Source organism: Variovorax sp. YR752 (assembly GCF_943372545.1).
In genome coordinates, this window is record NZ_CALRZC010000068.1 from 21,704 (window position 1) to 35,546 (window position 13,843).

Below are 13,843 nucleotides of genomic sequence, written 5' to 3' on the forward strand. Positions count from 1 at the left end.
ATCGGCCGATTCAAAACCCATGCGATCCCTTCGCGAAACAACAAGAACACTGCCGCACAGCTCACCGAAACCCGCGTCCGAAAACGGCGAGCCCTCACGCATCAGCAGCGCGACACTGCCCCCATGACCTCCCCCGTCCCCTCCCGCGTCGACGCCCTCGACTGGCCCCGCATCGACGCCGACCTGGCCACGCGCGGCTGCGCTGCCATCGGCGCGCTGTTCACACCGAAGGAATGCGCCGCACTCGCCGCGATGTACGAACAGCCGCAGCATTTCCGCAGCCGCGTGGTCATGCAGCGCCACGGCTTCGGTCAGGGCGAGTACCAGTACTTCGCGAACCCGCTGCCGTCCAAGCTCGTGGCGTTTCGCAGCGCGCTGTATGAACGCCTCGCGCCGCTGGCCAATGCCTGGGCCACCGCGATGGGCCAGCCGGCCGACTACCCGCCGGACCACGCGGCCTACCTCGATCGCTGCCATGCGGCGGGACAGTTGCGCCCCACGCCGCTGCTGCTGCGTTACGACGAAGGCGACTACAACTGCCTGCACCAGGACCTGTATGGCGACCTGCAATTTCCGCTGCAGCTCACGGTGCTGTTGAGCCGGCCCGGTGAAGACTTCACCGGCGGCGAGTTCGTGCTGACCGAGCAGCGCCCGCGCATGCAGTCGCGCGCCGAGGTGGTGCCGCTCGCGCAAGGTGAAGCGGTGATCTTCGCGGTGAACCAGCGGCCCGTGGCCGGCACGCGCGGCAGCTACCGCGTGACGATGCGCCATGGCGTGAGCCGCGTGCGCAGCGGGCGGCGCCATACGCTGGGCCTGATCTTTCACGACGCGCGCTAACCAAAACGAACGCCCGTTCGCAAGCAAGTCCTCGGGCGCGGCAACGTTGCATCCAGCGTGCAAAGTTGCACATATGTACCAATTACAGGCGAAAATCCCGCGCGCATCTGGGGGGATTGCCAGGATGGCCGGCGCACACGATCGGCCCCGCAACCCCCTCCGGACGTCGGACCACGACCTCGTGAGGAGGAGCCGGGGTCCGTTCCGAGTTGTCGTCAGGGAGCTGTATGTACAAGAAATCGTCCGGGCCTCCGGATGTGGCGGGTCGCCCGTCTTTCGCGCACGCCACCACGCCGTTGCCACCGCCTTCGTCCCCCTCTTCTGCTGAACCTCCTGTGCCCCGGCGACCGCGTCGCTTCCGGGTCGATGTCGGCTCCATCGTCAGTGCCGTGGCGCTCGCGCAGTCGCTGCTGCTGGTCACGCTGGGCTATTGGGGCTCGCAGCGGCTGGTGACGACGATCGGCAGCTCGGCGCACAAGTCGAACCACGACCGCATCGAAGACAAGGTGCTGGCCTTCCTGTCCAAGGCCGAATCGGCGGTCGGCGCGATCGGCAGCTCGCCCAGCCTCACGCCCGCGGGCGAGAACGTCGAGCGCACGGCCGAGCTTTTGTGGACGCTGCTGCAGCAGTCACCCGAACTCGACAGCGTCTACGTGGCGAACGTCGAGGGCAAGATGCTGATGGCGCTGCGCTACCCGGTGCCGGCCATCCGCCACATTGCGCGCAGCGCCGACTTCACCACCGAGACCTGGCAGTACAAGCTGCCGCTGGGCTCCGAGGCCGATGTGCAGCAGCGCTTTGCCACGCAGCGCGTGGAGGCCTACCGCAGCAACTACAACCCGACGCAGCGCAGCTGGTTCGTGCAGGCGCGCAAGACGCAGGCGCCGGTCTGGACCAGCCCCTATGTGTTCGCCGCCGCGCAGGAGCTGGGCGTGACCTACGCGCTGCCGAGCCAGCGCCGCCAGGCCGAGGGCAGCCCGCAGGCGATGGTGGTGGCGGGCGACGTGTCGCTGGGCCGGCTGTCGGAGTTCGTGCGGCTGTTCAGCCGCAACGGCAACGGCAACAGCGCGCTGCTCAGCGCCGACCACAAGGTGCTCGCACGCAGCGACATGCCGGGCGTGCTGCACACGCTGGAGGCACCCACGGGCGCACTCGGCGCGCTCGATGCGCAGATGGCGGCCGACGGCATCGCCGGCAGCGGCAGCGACACGGCCTTCGCGTTCAGCCACGAAGGCAAGCGCTACCTCGTGCAGGCCTCGCGCATTCCCGCCACGGGCTGGCAGCTGGTGAGCTGGGTGCCCGAAGACCTGCTGCTGGGTGGCCTGCGGCGTGCGGTGGCGTGGTCGCTGCTGCTGGCGCTGGTGTTCCTGGGGCTGGCGCTGTACATGTCATTGAAGTTGTCGAAGCTGGTGACGGCGCCGGTCGAGAACCTCTCGCGCATCGCGCACCGCATCGGTCGCCTCGAGCTCGACGACCTGCCGCGCGAGCCCAGCCGCGTGCTCGAAATCCAGCACCTCGATCAGGCGCTCGACGACTCGGCGCGCAGCCTCAAGGCCTTTCGCAAGTTCGTGCCGGTGGACGTGATCAACCAGCTGGTGGCGCAAGGCCACGCGCTCGCGCCCAACGGCTCGCCGCGCCAGGTGACGGTGATGTTCACCGACGTGGAAGGCTTCACGTCGATTTCCGAATCGATCGCGGCCGACGTGCTGGTGCGCCAGCTGACCGCGTACTTCAACCTCGCGGCCGACGTGTTCGCGCGCCACGGCGGCGTGATCGACAAGTTCATCGGCGACGGCATCATGGTGCTGTGGGGTGCGCCGGCCGATCTGGAAGACGCCGAGTACAAGGCCTGCTGCGCCGCACTGGAGCTGCACGCCGAAATGCACGCGCTCAACCGGCAGTGGGCCGAACAGGGCCTGCCCGAGTTCCGCACGCACATCGGCATTCACACCGGCGTGGTGGTGGCGGGGGTGCTGGGGTCGAACGACCGGCTGTCTTACACGGCGTTCGGCGACGTGGTGAACGTGGCGAGCCGCATCGAAGGCGCGAACCGCCAGCTGGGCACGCGCATGCTGATTTCAGAAGTCACCTACGCGGCCCTGAAGGGGCGGTTGGCCACGCGGCGCATCGAAGAGCTGGTGGAGCTGCGCGGCCGGCAGACGCGCATGGTGCTGCACGAACTGCTGACTTGATCGGGACCGATCCGCGCGAACGTCATGTCGCGCGGGTCGGTCGATCAGCGCGAGGGACGCGGTGGCGCGGGCGGCGTGGTCACGCGCACCAGCATCAGGTTGGCGGTGGTGCCGTTGCCCTGCGTGAGCACACCGTACTGCGTGTCGTTGATGAACAGCAGCTGCTCGCCACGCGTGATGCGCGCCGCCACGGCGTAGCGCATGCGCGGATCGATGCGTGCCGCATCGACGCTCAGTTCGAACGCGAAGGGCGGCTGCTTGCCGTTGGCGGGAATGCGCTGCTCAGCGAGCACGACCGAGGGCGCGTCCATGCGCGACACGTCGAGCAGTTGCACGCGCACTTCGGCCGCGGGGTCGAGTGCGATGCGCTCGCGGTAGGCCACGGTGCCCGTCACGCGCAGCGGTGCGGCGCCCGGTTTGGGCGTGGCCGGCGTGTCCGAGGAAGCGCAGGCGCTCAGGACGGAGGCTCCGGCAATCGCGGAGAGCATGAGGAGGCTGGTGCGTCTTTTCATCGGCCCATTATGCGGAGGCACGCTCCGCGGCGAAAGCCACATACCAATCCAGGCTGCCGGGGTTTGCCATCGCCTCGCGGTTCACGACCTTCTCGATCGGCTGGCCCAGCAGCAGCTTCTTGATCGGCAGCTCCTGCTTCTTGCCCGACAGCGTGCGCGGAATCTCGGCCACCTGGAAGATGTCGTTGGGCACGAAGCGCGGCGACAGCGAGGTCTTGATGGCGTTGTTGAGGCGCGTGCGCATGGCGTCGTCGAGCGCCACGCCGGGGCGCAGCACCACGAACAGCGGCATGTAGCTGTCGCGGCCCAGGTATTCGAGGTCGACCACCATCGAGTCGAGCACTTCGGGCAGGCCCTCGACCGCGCTGTAGATTTCGCTCGTGCCCATGCGCAGGCCCTGGCGGTTGATGGTGGCGTCGCTGCGGCCGTAGATGATGCAGCCGCCGTCGTTGCCGATCTTGATCCAGTCGCCGTGGCGCCACACGCCCGGGTAGGTGTCGAAGTAGCTCGACACATAACGTGCGTTGCCTTCGTCGCCCCAAAAGTACAGCGGCATCGAGGGAATGGGTTGCGTGCACACCAGTTCGCCGACCTCGCCGATGACTGGCTGGCCCTGTTCGTTCCAGGCCTCGACCGCGTGGCCGAGTTCGCGGCACTGCATCTGGCCCGGCACTTCGGGCAGCTCGCGGTTGCCGCCGACGAAAGCGCCGCAGAAGTCGGTGCCGCCGGAGATGTTGCACCACCACACACCGGTCGAGCCCGCGTCGAGGATCTGCTGCGAGCCCCAGCGCTGCACCTCGTCGGGCAGCGGCGAGCCTGTGCTGCCGAGTGCGCGCACGCGCGACAGATCGCCGCAGTCTTTCGCGACCAAGCCGGCCTTCATGCAGTTGGTGAAGTAGGCCGCGCCCGCGCCGAAGAAGGTGACGCGGTGCTTCGCAACAAAGCGCCACAGCACGCCCCAGTCGGGCTTCTCCTTGCTGCCCGCCGGGTTGCCGTCGTAGATGCAGATGGTGGCGCCGAAGGCCAGGCCCGAGAGCTGCGAGTTCCACATCACCCAGCCCGTGGAGCTGTACCAGTGGTAGCGCTCGCCGAGGTTGTTGGCGCCATAGCTCGCGCCCACGTCGTTGTGCAGGCCGCAGGCGTGCATGGTCAGCAGGATGCCGCCCTGCCCGTGCACGATGGGCTTGGGCAGGCCGGTGGTGCCGCTCGAATAGACGATCCAGATCGGGTGATCGAAGGGCAGCCACTCGGGCTCGAAGGCCGCGACCTCGGCGTCGTCGCGCGCGATGGCCTGCTGCCATTCGACGTCGTGCGCCACCGCGTTCGCAGCAAAGGGCGTCTGCACGAGCAGCAGTTTCTGCACGCTCGGCAGCTGGCCGCGCAGCTCCTGCAGCACCGTGCTGCGATCGAGCGGCTTGCCGCCGTAGTGCACGCCATCGACCGCAATCAGCAACGTGGGCTCGATCTGGCGGAAACGGTCAGCGACGGCGGCCGTGCCCATGTCGGGCGCGCACACGCTCCACACCGCGCCGATGCTGGAGCACGCAAGAAACGCCACCATGGTCTCGGGCACGTTCGGCATGTAGGCGGCCACGCGGTCGCCGTGGCGCACGCCGAGCGACTTCAGCGTGAGCGCCACCGCGGCCACCTGACGGCGCAGCTCGGGCCACGACAGCTCGCGCACCTCGCCGCGTTCGTTGTCGCTGACGATGGCGGGCAGGCCGGCCGCATGGGCCGCGTCGGCATGGCGCAGCACCTCGCGCGTGTAGTTGACCTGTGCGCCGGGGAACCAGCGCGCGCCGGGCATGCGCCGTTCGGCGAGCACCGCGGTGTGGGGCGTGGGCGAGTGCAGGCCGGCGTAGTCCCAGATGCTCTGCCAGAAGGCATCGAGGTCGGTGACGGACCAGCGCCACAGCGCGTCGTAGCTGTCGAAGGCGAGGGCGCGCGTGTCGCGCAGCCAGTTCTGATAAAGACGGATCTGGGGGATGTTGGGAGCGGGCATGCCACGAGCGTAGCGCCGCGAACGGCCGTGCTCAATGAGGGTTGACCTCAGGGTTTGTACGTGTGTTCAACATTTTTGTACAGCCGTTCAATACGGCCCCATGAACGCTCGCACACCGACGGCCCGCAAACGCAGCACCTCACGCGCCTCAGCCGCCTCAAGCGCCGCGCCCGAGGCCGCGCGACCCGACCGCCGACAGGCGATCCTGCTGGCGGCCGAAAAGCTCTTTGCGCAGCACGGCTACCACGCGGTGACGATCCGCCAGATCGCCGAAGAAGCCGGTGTGCCGCTCGCGCTGGTGGGCTACTACTTCGGCCCGAAGCACGAGCTGTTCCACGCGATCTTCGAACACTGGAGCCACAGCATCGACGAGCGGCTCGCGCGCCTCGCGGCCGTGACCATCGACCCCGACGACGCGCGCACGCTGCCGCGCATCATCGAGGCCTTCACCGCACCCGTGCTGGCGCTGCGTGCGAGCACCGAGGGCGAGTACTACGCACTGCTGGTGGCGCGCGAGCTGTACCACGCGACTGAAGAAGCCGACCGCGTGCTGCGCGGCTACTTCGACCCGCTGGCCGAGGCCTACATCGACGCGTTGCATGTGGCGCTGCCGCACGCCACGCGCAGCCAGGTCGCGTGGGGCTACCAGTTCGCGCTCGGCGCGCTGCTGCACCACCTGACCGACAGCCGCATCGAACGGCTCTCGCGCGGCGAGAACACACGCGCCGACCCGGCCGTGGCGCCGATGCTCGTGAACTTCATCGCCGGTGGCCTGCGCGCCGCGCTGCCCCGTCCCAAAGCCGTTGCGAAGGCGGCTTCGAAGGCCCCCGCCGCCAAGTCCTCACGCACGAAAAAGACCATCCCCAGGAGACCCCAGCCATGATGAAAAGACGCACCCTGCTGTCGGCGCTCGCGGCCGCATCGGCCACCGCCTCGTTGCCTTCGCGCGCACAGCAGGCGCACCCGAAGATCGTGTTCGGCTACACGGCGGTGACCGACTTCGCCTCGGTCTTCGTGGCGGCCGAGGAGGGCTACTTCAAGAAGCGCAACCTCGACGTGGAGCTGAAGTTCATTCCGCTGAACTCCACCATCCCGGCCGCGCTGCAGTCCGACTCGCTGCAGATCGGCGGGCCCACGCCTTCGGTGTTCCTGCAGGCGGTGGACGGCGGTCTCGACCTGGTGCTGGTGGCCGGCGGCGGCCTCACCTCGAAGACGATCACGGGCTTCGGACTCGTGGCGCGCGCGGGCTCGGGCATCAAGAGCCCGCAGGACTGCGTGGGCAAGAAGATCGGCGTGCCGGGGCTCGGGGCCTTCCTGCACGTGACCTTCCGCGCGTGGCTGAAGGACAGCGGCGTCGACTACCGCAAGGTGAACTTCATCGAGGCCGCCTTCCCGCAGCATGCCGACCTGCTGCGCGGCGGTTCGGTCGATGCGGTGGTGTCGGCCGACCCGTTCATGAGCCGCATCACCGAGAGCGGCGCGGGCTACGTGGCCTCGTACTACTCGACCTTCCTGCCCGAGAACAACCAGACCATCGTGCATGCGGCCAAGCGCGAGTGGGTGGCGAAGAACCCCGCCACGGCGCGCGCGTTCCGCGAGGCGCTGGTCGAATCCAGCGGCTTCATGCAGCAGGCGAAGAACGACGCCAAGGTGCGCACGGCCATCGGCAAGTACATCAAGCTGCCGGCCGAGGTGCTCGCCAAGGTGCAGGTCTCACCACCCGGCCCGGTCGTCACCGACAAGCAGCTGGGCTACTGGACCGGGCTCATGAAAGAGCAGGACATGCTCAAGACGAACATCGACGTTGCGAAGCTGATCGCCAAGTGATTTCCGCACCTGCCCCGATCACCACGCGCGCCGCGCTTTACGCGAGCGTTGCAGGCTCGCCAACAAATTCGGCGATGCAAGCCCCGCCCTTCCTGCGCTTCGACGGCGTCGCCATCCGCTTGGGCGGGCGCGAGATCCTGTCGCCCACGTCGTTTGACGTGGCGCGCGGCGAGTTCGTCTGCATCGTCGGCCCGAGCGGCTGCGGCAAGACCACGCTGCTGCGCGCGGCCAGTGGTCTCGTCACCGCGAGTGCCGGCGAGGTGCGGCGCAAGGGCGTGCCGATGACGGCACCCTCGCGCGAAGTCGCCTTCGTGTTCCAGGACTACGGTCGCGCGCTGCTGCCGTGGCGCACGGTCGAAGGCAACGTGAGCCTCGCGCTCGAAGCGGCCGGTGTGCCCGCCGCTGAGCGCGCGTCGCGCATCGCCGACGTGCTCGGCAAGGTCGGCCTCGCGAAGCACGCGCAGAAGTTTCCGGTGCAGCTCTCGGGCGGCATGCAGCAACGCGCACAGATCGCGCGCTGCCTTGCGCAGAAGCCCGAGCTGATGATGATGGACGAGCCCTTCGGCGCGCTCGATGCGCTCACCCGCCAGAGCCTGCAGGACGAGCTCGCGCGGCTGGTGCGCGACGACGGGCTCACGGTGCTGTTCGTGACGCACGACCTCGAAGAGGCCATCTACCTGGGCGACCGCGTGATCGCGCTGCAGGCCAACCCCGGCCCCGGACGGCCGAGCCTCGCGCGGATGATCGACGTGAAGATCCCGCGCCCGCGCGACCAGCTCACGACCAAGGAGCATCCGGACTACCTGCAGTTGCGGCGTGAGCTGTTCGCCTTCATCGAGCAGGGCCATGACTGAAGGCCGCGTCTTTCGCTGGCTGCGGCCGTGGGTGTTTCCTGCGGTGCTGGTCGGCGCCTTCGAGTGGTACGCGCGGCGCGCGGCGGCGTTGGGCAGCGATGCGCTCGCGCCACCGACCGCGGCGGCCAAGGCTTTCGTCGGCGCGGCGATGGACGGCTCGCTCTGGCAGGCCACGGGCTTCACGCTCGGCACGGCAGCGCTGGGCTTGCTGCTGGGTGCGGTGCTCGGCATTGCACTCGGGCTGGTGCTCGGGCTCTCGCGCCGCGCAGCGCAGCTGGGCTCCGTCTCCATCGAGGTGCTGCGCCCCGTGCCTTCCGTCGCACTGATTCCGCTCGCGATGCTGGGCTTCGGTTTCGGCGTGCGCATGGAAGTGGCCATCGTCGCCTTCGCCACCTTCTGGCCGCTGCTGGTGCTGGTGCAATCGGCGGTGCAGCAGATCGAGCCCCGGCTGCTCGAAGTGAGCCGCGTGCTCGGCCTGTCGGCGCGCGAACGTGCCTTCAAGATCGTGCTGCCGGCCATCGTGCCGCGCCTGTTCGTCGCATTGCGCCTCGGCGTGGCGGTGGCGCTGGTGGTGGCGGTGACGGTCGAAATCGCCGCGAATCCGCACGGCATGGGTTACGCGATGATGATCGCGCAGCAGAGCTTCGACCCCGCGCTGATGCTCGCGTGGCTCGGCTGGATCGGCGTGGTGGGCTTCGCGGTCAACGCGGGCATGGTGCGGCTGCAATCCTTCGTCGCGCGCCGCATGGGGGTGCAGCCATGAACAACAACCGCAACGACCGACTGGGTCTGGGGTGGCTGGGCTCCGCGGGCGTGCTGCTCGCGCTGATCGCGCTGTGGTGGGTGGCAAGCAACGCGGGCTGGGTCAGCCGCGTGTTCTTGCCCACGCCGCAGGCCACCTTCGCGAGCCTGCTCGAAGGGCTCAATCTCTCAGCGGGCAACGATGGCAATGGCGAACTGCTCGCCTTCACGCAGGCCACGATCGGTCGCATGGTCGAAGGCTGGCTGCTGGCTTCGCTCTTCGGCGTGCTGCTGGGCGCGGCCATCGGCGTGTCGCCCGCAGTGCGCGCGTGGGTGCAACCGACGCTGGAGTTCATCCGCCCGCTGCCCGCCTCGGCGCTGCTGCCGCTGGCCATTTCGATCTTCGGGCTGAACCCCGGCATGGTGCTGTTCGTGGTCGCCTTCGGCGCGATGTGGCCGGTGCTGCTGGCCACGGTGCACGGCTTCGCGGCCGTGGAGCCGCGCCTGTCGGAAGTGGCGCGCTGCCTGCAGATGTCGCGCGCCGCGTACATCTGGAAGATGGGCCTGCCCAATGCCATGCCCGACATCCTGGCCGGCATGCGGCTGGCGCTGACCATCGCGCTGATCGTTGCGGTGGTGGGCGAAATGATCGCCTCGCAAAGCGGCCTGGGCCAGGCCATTCTGCTGGCGGCCCGCGCCTTCCGCGCCAGCGACCTGTTCGCCGGCATCGTGCTGCTCGGGCTCATCGGCTTCGTGAGCAATGCGCTGCTGGCCTTTGCCGAAAAGCGCCTGCTGCGGTGGCAGCAGCCCTGATCAATTCCATCAAATCCAACACCCCACAAGGAGCCTCGCCATGCCACGCAAGTTCGTCGACCTGTCGATCTTTCTCGAAAACGACGTGCTGTCCGATCCGCCGGCCTTCGCGCCGAAGATCCAGTACTTCACGCACGACAACACCTTCGAGCAGATCGAGCCTTTCTTTCCCGGCCTGAAGAAAGAAGACCTGCCCGATGGTGAAGGCTGGGCGGTGGAGCTGGTGCAGCTGTCCACGCACAACGGCACGCACCTCGATGCGCCGTATCACTTTCACTCGACGATGGACAAGGCACTGGGCGAGAAGAAGCCCGCCATCGCCATCCACGACGTGCCGCTCGAATGGTGCTTCCAGCCGGGCGTGAAGCTCGACTTTCGCCACTTCGCCGACGGCTACGTGGTCACGGCCGCGGACGTCGAGGCGGAATTGAAGCGCATCAACCACACGCTGAGCCCGCTGGAGATCGTGGTGGTCAACACGCGCGCGGGCTCGCGCTACGGCAACAACGACTACGTGTCGGCCGGCGCGGGCATGGGCTACGAAGCCACCATGTATTTGCTGGAGCGCGGCGTGCGCCTCACGGGCACCGACGCCTGGAGCTGGGACGCGCCCTTCGTGCACACCGCAAAGAAGTACGGCGAGACGCAGGACGCCTCGCTGATCTGGGAAGGCCACAAGGCCGGGCGCGACATCGGCTACTGCCACATCGAGAAGCTGCACAACCTCGAGGTGCTGCCGCCCACGGGCTTCTTCATCAGCTGCTTCCCGCACAAGATCCGCGGCGCCTCGGCGGGCTGGACGCGCGCGGTGGCGATCTTCGATGACGCGCTGATGGCGTCGGTCTGAGCATGATCGAACTCAACCACACGCACGACGTCGACGCCCGCAGCTGGGTTGCATCGGCCAACGTCGCGGGCAGCGACTTTCCGATCCAGAACCTGCCGTATGCGATGTTCCGTCGCACCGGCAGCCCCGAGCCGTTTCGCGGTGGCGTGGCGATCGGCGACCAGGTGCTCGACCTCGCGGCGCTGGCCGCCGGATCGCACGTCGATGGCCTCGTGCTCGATGCGGCGCGCGCAGCCGCCCTGCCCGCGCTCAACGACTTCTTCGCGCTCGGCCCGTCCGCCTGGCAGGCGCTGCGCCATGCGGTCTTCGCGTTGCTGCGCAGCGATGCGCCGGCTGCGACCATGGACGACCTGCAGTCCTGCCTCGTGCCACAGGCCGAGGTCGACTACACCGTGCCCGCGCGCATCGGCGACTACACCGACTTCTACACCTCGATCGACCACGCGCTGAACATCAGCCGCCTGATGAACCCCGACGGCGACGTCACGCCCAACTTCCGCTGGGTGCCGACGGCGTACCACGGGCGCGTGTCGACCATCGGCGTGAGCGGCCAGCGCTTTCACCGGCCGATGGGCCAGGCCATGGCGCCCGGCGCGAAGGCCCCGACGTATCAGGCCTGCGCGCGGCTCGACTACGAGCTGGAGCTGGGCGTGTGGATCGGCCAGGGCAATGCGCAGGGCGAGGCGATTCCGCTCGAACGCGCGGAGGCGCACATCTTCGGCCTCTGCCTGCTCAACGACTGGTCGGCGCGCGACATCCAGTTCTGGGAAATGGCGCCGCTCGGCCCCTTCCTCGCGAAGAACTTCGCCACCACGATCTCGCCGTGGATCGTGACGATGGAGGCGCTGGCGCCCTACCGTCAGGCATGGACGCGGCCCGCGAACGACCCGCAACCGCTGGCGTACCTGGAAAGTGCCGCGAATCGCGAAGGCGGCGCGCTCGACATCCGGCTCGAGGCGTGGCTCGAAAGCGAAAAGGCGCGCGAGCAGAAGACCGGGCCGTCGCGCCTGTCGGGCACAAGCTTCCGTCACCAGTACTGGAGCGTTGCGCAAATGGTGGCGCACCACACGGTGGGCGGCTGCAGCCTGAACCCGGGCGACCTGTTCGGCAGCGGCACCATCTCGGGACCTGGCGAAGGCGAGGCCGGCGCGATCATCGAACTGACGCGCGCGGCCCAAACCCCGGTGACGCTGGCCAACGGCGAAACGCGTGGTTTCCTGGAAGACGGCGATGCGGTGTTGCTGCGCGGCTGGTGCGAGAAGCCCGGCCATGCGCGCATCGGTTTCGGCGAAAGCCGGGGGACCGTGCTGCCGGCGCGAGGTTGAACCGGACGCACCAATGAAAAAGGCCACCTGGTGAGGTGGCCTTTTTCATGCGATTTGGAGCGGGAAAAGAGTCTCGAACTCTCGACCTCAACCTTGGCAAGGTTGCGCTCTACCAACTGAGCTATTCCCGCGTGAGCCTCAGATTATAGGGTGGTTCGGGGCCGTTTGCCAGCCTCCCCCGAAAAAATTTGAAATCAGGCCCCGAACACCAGCGCGCGGTGCATCGACACCCCGGCGAACAGCCCGTCGGCCGAGGCCAGCGTGGCGTTGGAAAAAGCCATCGCCACATCGCCCGCCGCGTACACGCCGGGCACCGTGGTCGTCTTCATCGCATCGACGCGCAGCACCGGGCCCGTGGGGCCGTCGTCGAACGCGCAGCCCAGCTGTTCGGCCAGCGGACTGGTCGGCCGCGTGTGCGGCGCCACGAACAACGCCTCGATCGGCACGCGCCGCCCGTCGTCCAGGCGCACGGCCGCCAGGTCCGTCCCCTGCCCTTCGAGACCAGCGATGCGCCCGGGCTCGAGGATCACGCCGCGTGCCTGCAGCCGGGCACGCGCCTCGGCGTCCGGCCCTTCGTCGCCATTCAAGAAGAGCGTGGTCGGGCCCCACTCGGCGATCAGCAGCGCGTGGTCCGGCGGGTGCGCGCTGTGAAAGAGCACGCCCAGCGGCCGGTCGCCGAACTCGTAGCCGTGGCAATAGGGACAGTGCAGCACGCTCTTGCCCCAGCGCTCGCCGAGGCCCGGAATGTCGGGCAGGCCGTCATGCACGCCGAAAGACAGCAGCAGCTTGCGCGCCGAGAGCTCTTCGCCGTTGTTCAGCGAAACCGTGAAGCCCTCCGCGCCATCGGCCGTCGCTGCAGTCACCGTGCCCTCGACGAACGTGACCGACGGGTAGGCGAGCAGCTTGTCGCGCGCGTCGGCAATCATCTGCAGCGGCGGCATGCCGTCCTGCCCGAAGAAGCCGTGCGAGGCGGCGGCGAAGCGGTTGCGCGGCGCGCCCGCGTCGACAACGCAGACCTTCCTGCGTGCGCGCGCCAGTTGCATGGCGGCGGAGAGGCCGGCAAAGCTGCCGCCCACGATGAGTGCGTCATAACGCATGTGCGATGTCCTTCATGGTGAAGCCGCCGCCCGTCATGCGGCGATGAAAGTCCTTGGAAAGATCGGCCAGCGTGATGCCGTTGAGGCGTCGCAGCAGCAGCGCCTCGGCCTCCTGGCAGGCGCCGTCGAGCGCCGCGTTCACCGCCTGCTCGACGATGCAGCCCGGGCTCTCGGTGCGGTTGCCCATGGCCAGCAATGCGGGCGTGCCGACGGCGTTGTGGATGTCGCCCAGCGTCACCGAGCCCAGCGAACACGACAGCACCCAGCCGCCGCCATGCCCCTTCGCCGAACTGACAAAGCCGGCCTGCCGCAGGCCCGCCATGAGCCGTCGCACGACCACGGGGTTGGTCTGCATCGCCGCGGCGAGCGCTTCGGAGGTGATGGGTGCGTTCAGCTCGGCCATGTGCAACAGCACGTGGAGCACGCCGGAAAGCTTGCTGTCTCGTTTCATGCAACATTATGAGTTGCATGTTTTCACTGACGCGGCGCACCGCGCCCAGAAACCCCGGATCGCGCGGGGATTTGCGAACGCCGCCCTAACGCACGAGCCCCCGATTCCGCCGACGGCCGATTCCCACAGCGTCGAGCGAACGCGCCGCACATGGCGACAACCGAACGGCCCGTCATGGTTGCCCCCGAATCGATCGAACCCCGGTCGGTTCTGCAAACCGTGACTCAGCAACGAAAGGAACTGTCACTCATGACTACACATGCAACCAACCGCATCTTCATCGGCGCCATGCTGGCGGGCCTCCTGGCCCTCGGCGCAACGGCCCAGGCGCAAGGCGTCGGGGTC

The 13,843-nt window shown here is 68.3% G+C and carries 13 protein-coding genes and 1 tRNA gene; 9 read left to right on the top strand and 5 right to left on the bottom strand.

The window, feature by feature from the left end:
- The first annotated feature begins 123 nt into the window (after window positions 1-123).
- Window positions 124-837 (top strand): 2OG-Fe(II) oxygenase, encoded by a 714-nt coding sequence (locus tag AAG801_RS17595; protein WP_341889508.1) that lies wholly within the window; start codon window positions 124-126, stop codon window positions 835-837.
- Window positions 838-1,064: 227 nt separating this feature from the next.
- A complete protein-coding gene (locus tag AAG801_RS17600; RefSeq protein WP_341889509.1) occupies window positions 1,065-3,029 on the top strand; it encodes an adenylate/guanylate cyclase domain-containing protein in 1,965 nt (654 codons plus the stop codon).
- A 44-nt stretch (window positions 3,030-3,073) separates the two neighbouring features.
- On the opposite strand, the gene AAG801_RS17605 is transcribed toward AAG801_RS17600, so the two are convergent.
- Together AAG801_RS17605 and AAG801_RS17610 are read right to left on the bottom strand one after the other, a co-directional pair.
- Complete coding sequence (locus tag AAG801_RS17605; protein WP_341889510.1) at window positions 3,074-3,541, bottom strand: YbaY family lipoprotein; 468 nt, start codon at window positions 3,539-3,541, stop codon at window positions 3,074-3,076.
- A 7-nt stretch (window positions 3,542-3,548) separates the two neighbouring features.
- The gene (locus AAG801_RS17610) at window positions 3,549-5,543 is read right to left on the bottom strand and encodes an acetoacetate--CoA ligase (RefSeq protein WP_341889511.1); all 1,995 of its coding nucleotides are present in this window, start codon (window positions 5,541-5,543) and stop codon (window positions 3,549-3,551) included.
- A gap of 100 nt (window positions 5,544-5,643) precedes the next feature.
- Here AAG801_RS17610 and AAG801_RS17615 point away from each other — a divergent pair, with 100 nt between their 5' ends.
- The 7 genes from AAG801_RS17615 to fahA all read left to right on the top strand — a co-directional run bounded on the left by AAG801_RS17615 (window position 5,644) and on the right by fahA (window position 11,950).
- A complete protein-coding gene (locus AAG801_RS17615; RefSeq protein ID WP_341889512.1) occupies window positions 5,644-6,426 on the top strand; it encodes a TetR family transcriptional regulator in 783 nt (260 codons plus the stop codon).
- Window positions 6,423-7,370 (top strand): ABC transporter substrate-binding protein, encoded by a 948-nt coding sequence (locus AAG801_RS17620; protein ID WP_341889513.1) that lies wholly within the window; start codon window positions 6,423-6,425, stop codon window positions 7,368-7,370. The genes AAG801_RS17615 and AAG801_RS17620 overlap by 4 nt, the downstream gene beginning before the upstream one ends.
- A 74-nt stretch (window positions 7,371-7,444) precedes the next feature.
- Entirely contained in the window at window positions 7,445-8,224 is a 780-nt protein-coding gene (locus AAG801_RS17625; RefSeq protein ID WP_341889514.1) for an ABC transporter ATP-binding protein, read from the top strand.
- Entirely contained in the window at window positions 8,217-8,987 is a 771-nt protein-coding gene (locus AAG801_RS17630; RefSeq protein ID WP_341889515.1) for an ABC transporter permease subunit, read from the top strand. The genes AAG801_RS17625 and AAG801_RS17630 overlap by 8 nt, the downstream gene beginning before the upstream one ends.
- Window positions 8,984-9,778 (top strand): ABC transporter permease, encoded by a 795-nt coding sequence (locus AAG801_RS17635; protein ID WP_341889516.1) that lies wholly within the window; start codon window positions 8,984-8,986, stop codon window positions 9,776-9,778. Before AAG801_RS17630 ends, AAG801_RS17635 begins: the two co-directional genes overlap by 4 nt.
- A 40-nt stretch (window positions 9,779-9,818) precedes the next feature.
- Window positions 9,819-10,625: a cyclase family protein gene (locus tag AAG801_RS17640; RefSeq protein ID WP_056574620.1), complete on the top strand. Its 807-nt coding sequence runs from the start codon at window positions 9,819-9,821 to the stop codon at window positions 10,623-10,625.
- Between the two features lie 2 nt (window positions 10,626-10,627).
- Window positions 10,628-11,950: a fumarylacetoacetase gene (fahA, locus tag AAG801_RS17645; RefSeq protein WP_341889517.1), complete on the top strand. Its 1,323-nt coding sequence runs from the start codon at window positions 10,628-10,630 to the stop codon at window positions 11,948-11,950.
- 55 nt (window positions 11,951-12,005) lie between these two features.
- Here fahA and AAG801_RS17650 read toward each other — a convergent pair.
- The 3 genes from AAG801_RS17650 to AAG801_RS17660 all read right to left on the bottom strand — a co-directional run bounded on the left by AAG801_RS17650 (window position 12,006) and on the right by AAG801_RS17660 (window position 13,498).
- Window positions 12,006-12,081: transfer RNA gene (locus AAG801_RS17650), tRNA-Gly, on the bottom strand.
- A gap of 63 nt (window positions 12,082-12,144) precedes the next feature.
- Window positions 12,145-13,047, bottom strand: coding sequence for an NAD(P)/FAD-dependent oxidoreductase (locus AAG801_RS17655; RefSeq protein ID WP_341889518.1), 903 nt, complete (start codon window positions 13,045-13,047; stop codon window positions 12,145-12,147).
- Window positions 13,037-13,498, bottom strand: coding sequence for an Rrf2 family transcriptional regulator (locus AAG801_RS17660; RefSeq protein WP_341889519.1), 462 nt, complete (start codon window positions 13,496-13,498; stop codon window positions 13,037-13,039). Before AAG801_RS17660 ends, AAG801_RS17655 begins: the two co-directional genes overlap by 11 nt.
- Between the last annotated feature and the right edge of the window lie 345 nt (window positions 13,499-13,843).

Coding starts and splice junctions, on each gene's coding strand:
- AAG801_RS17595 (WP_341889508.1), top strand. CDS start 124: ATGACCTCCCCCGTCCCCTCCCGCGTCGACGCCCTCGACTGGCCCCGC.
- AAG801_RS17600 (WP_341889509.1), top strand. CDS start 1,065: ATGTACAAGAAATCGTCCGGGCCTCCGGATGTGGCGGGTCGCCCGTCT.
- AAG801_RS17605 (WP_341889510.1), bottom strand. CDS start 3,541: ATGAAAAGACGCACCAGCCTCCTCATGCTCTCCGCGATTGCCGGAGCC.
- AAG801_RS17610 (WP_341889511.1), bottom strand. CDS start 5,543: ATGCCCGCTCCCAACATCCCCCAGATCCGTCTTTATCAGAACTGGCTG.
- AAG801_RS17615 (WP_341889512.1), top strand. CDS start 5,644: ATGAACGCTCGCACACCGACGGCCCGCAAACGCAGCACCTCACGCGCC.
- AAG801_RS17620 (WP_341889513.1), top strand. CDS start 6,423: ATGATGAAAAGACGCACCCTGCTGTCGGCGCTCGCGGCCGCATCGGCC.
- AAG801_RS17625 (WP_341889514.1), top strand. CDS start 7,445: ATGCAAGCCCCGCCCTTCCTGCGCTTCGACGGCGTCGCCATCCGCTTG.
- AAG801_RS17630 (WP_341889515.1), top strand. CDS start 8,217: ATGACTGAAGGCCGCGTCTTTCGCTGGCTGCGGCCGTGGGTGTTTCCT.
- AAG801_RS17635 (WP_341889516.1), top strand. CDS start 8,984: ATGAACAACAACCGCAACGACCGACTGGGTCTGGGGTGGCTGGGCTCC.
- AAG801_RS17640 (WP_056574620.1), top strand. CDS start 9,819: ATGCCACGCAAGTTCGTCGACCTGTCGATCTTTCTCGAAAACGACGTG.
- fahA (WP_341889517.1), top strand. CDS start 10,628: ATGATCGAACTCAACCACACGCACGACGTCGACGCCCGCAGCTGGGTT.
- AAG801_RS17655 (WP_341889518.1), bottom strand. CDS start 13,047: ATGCGTTATGACGCACTCATCGTGGGCGGCAGCTTTGCCGGCCTCTCC.
- AAG801_RS17660 (WP_341889519.1), bottom strand. CDS start 13,498: ATGAAACGAGACAGCAAGCTTTCCGGCGTGCTCCACGTGCTGTTGCAC.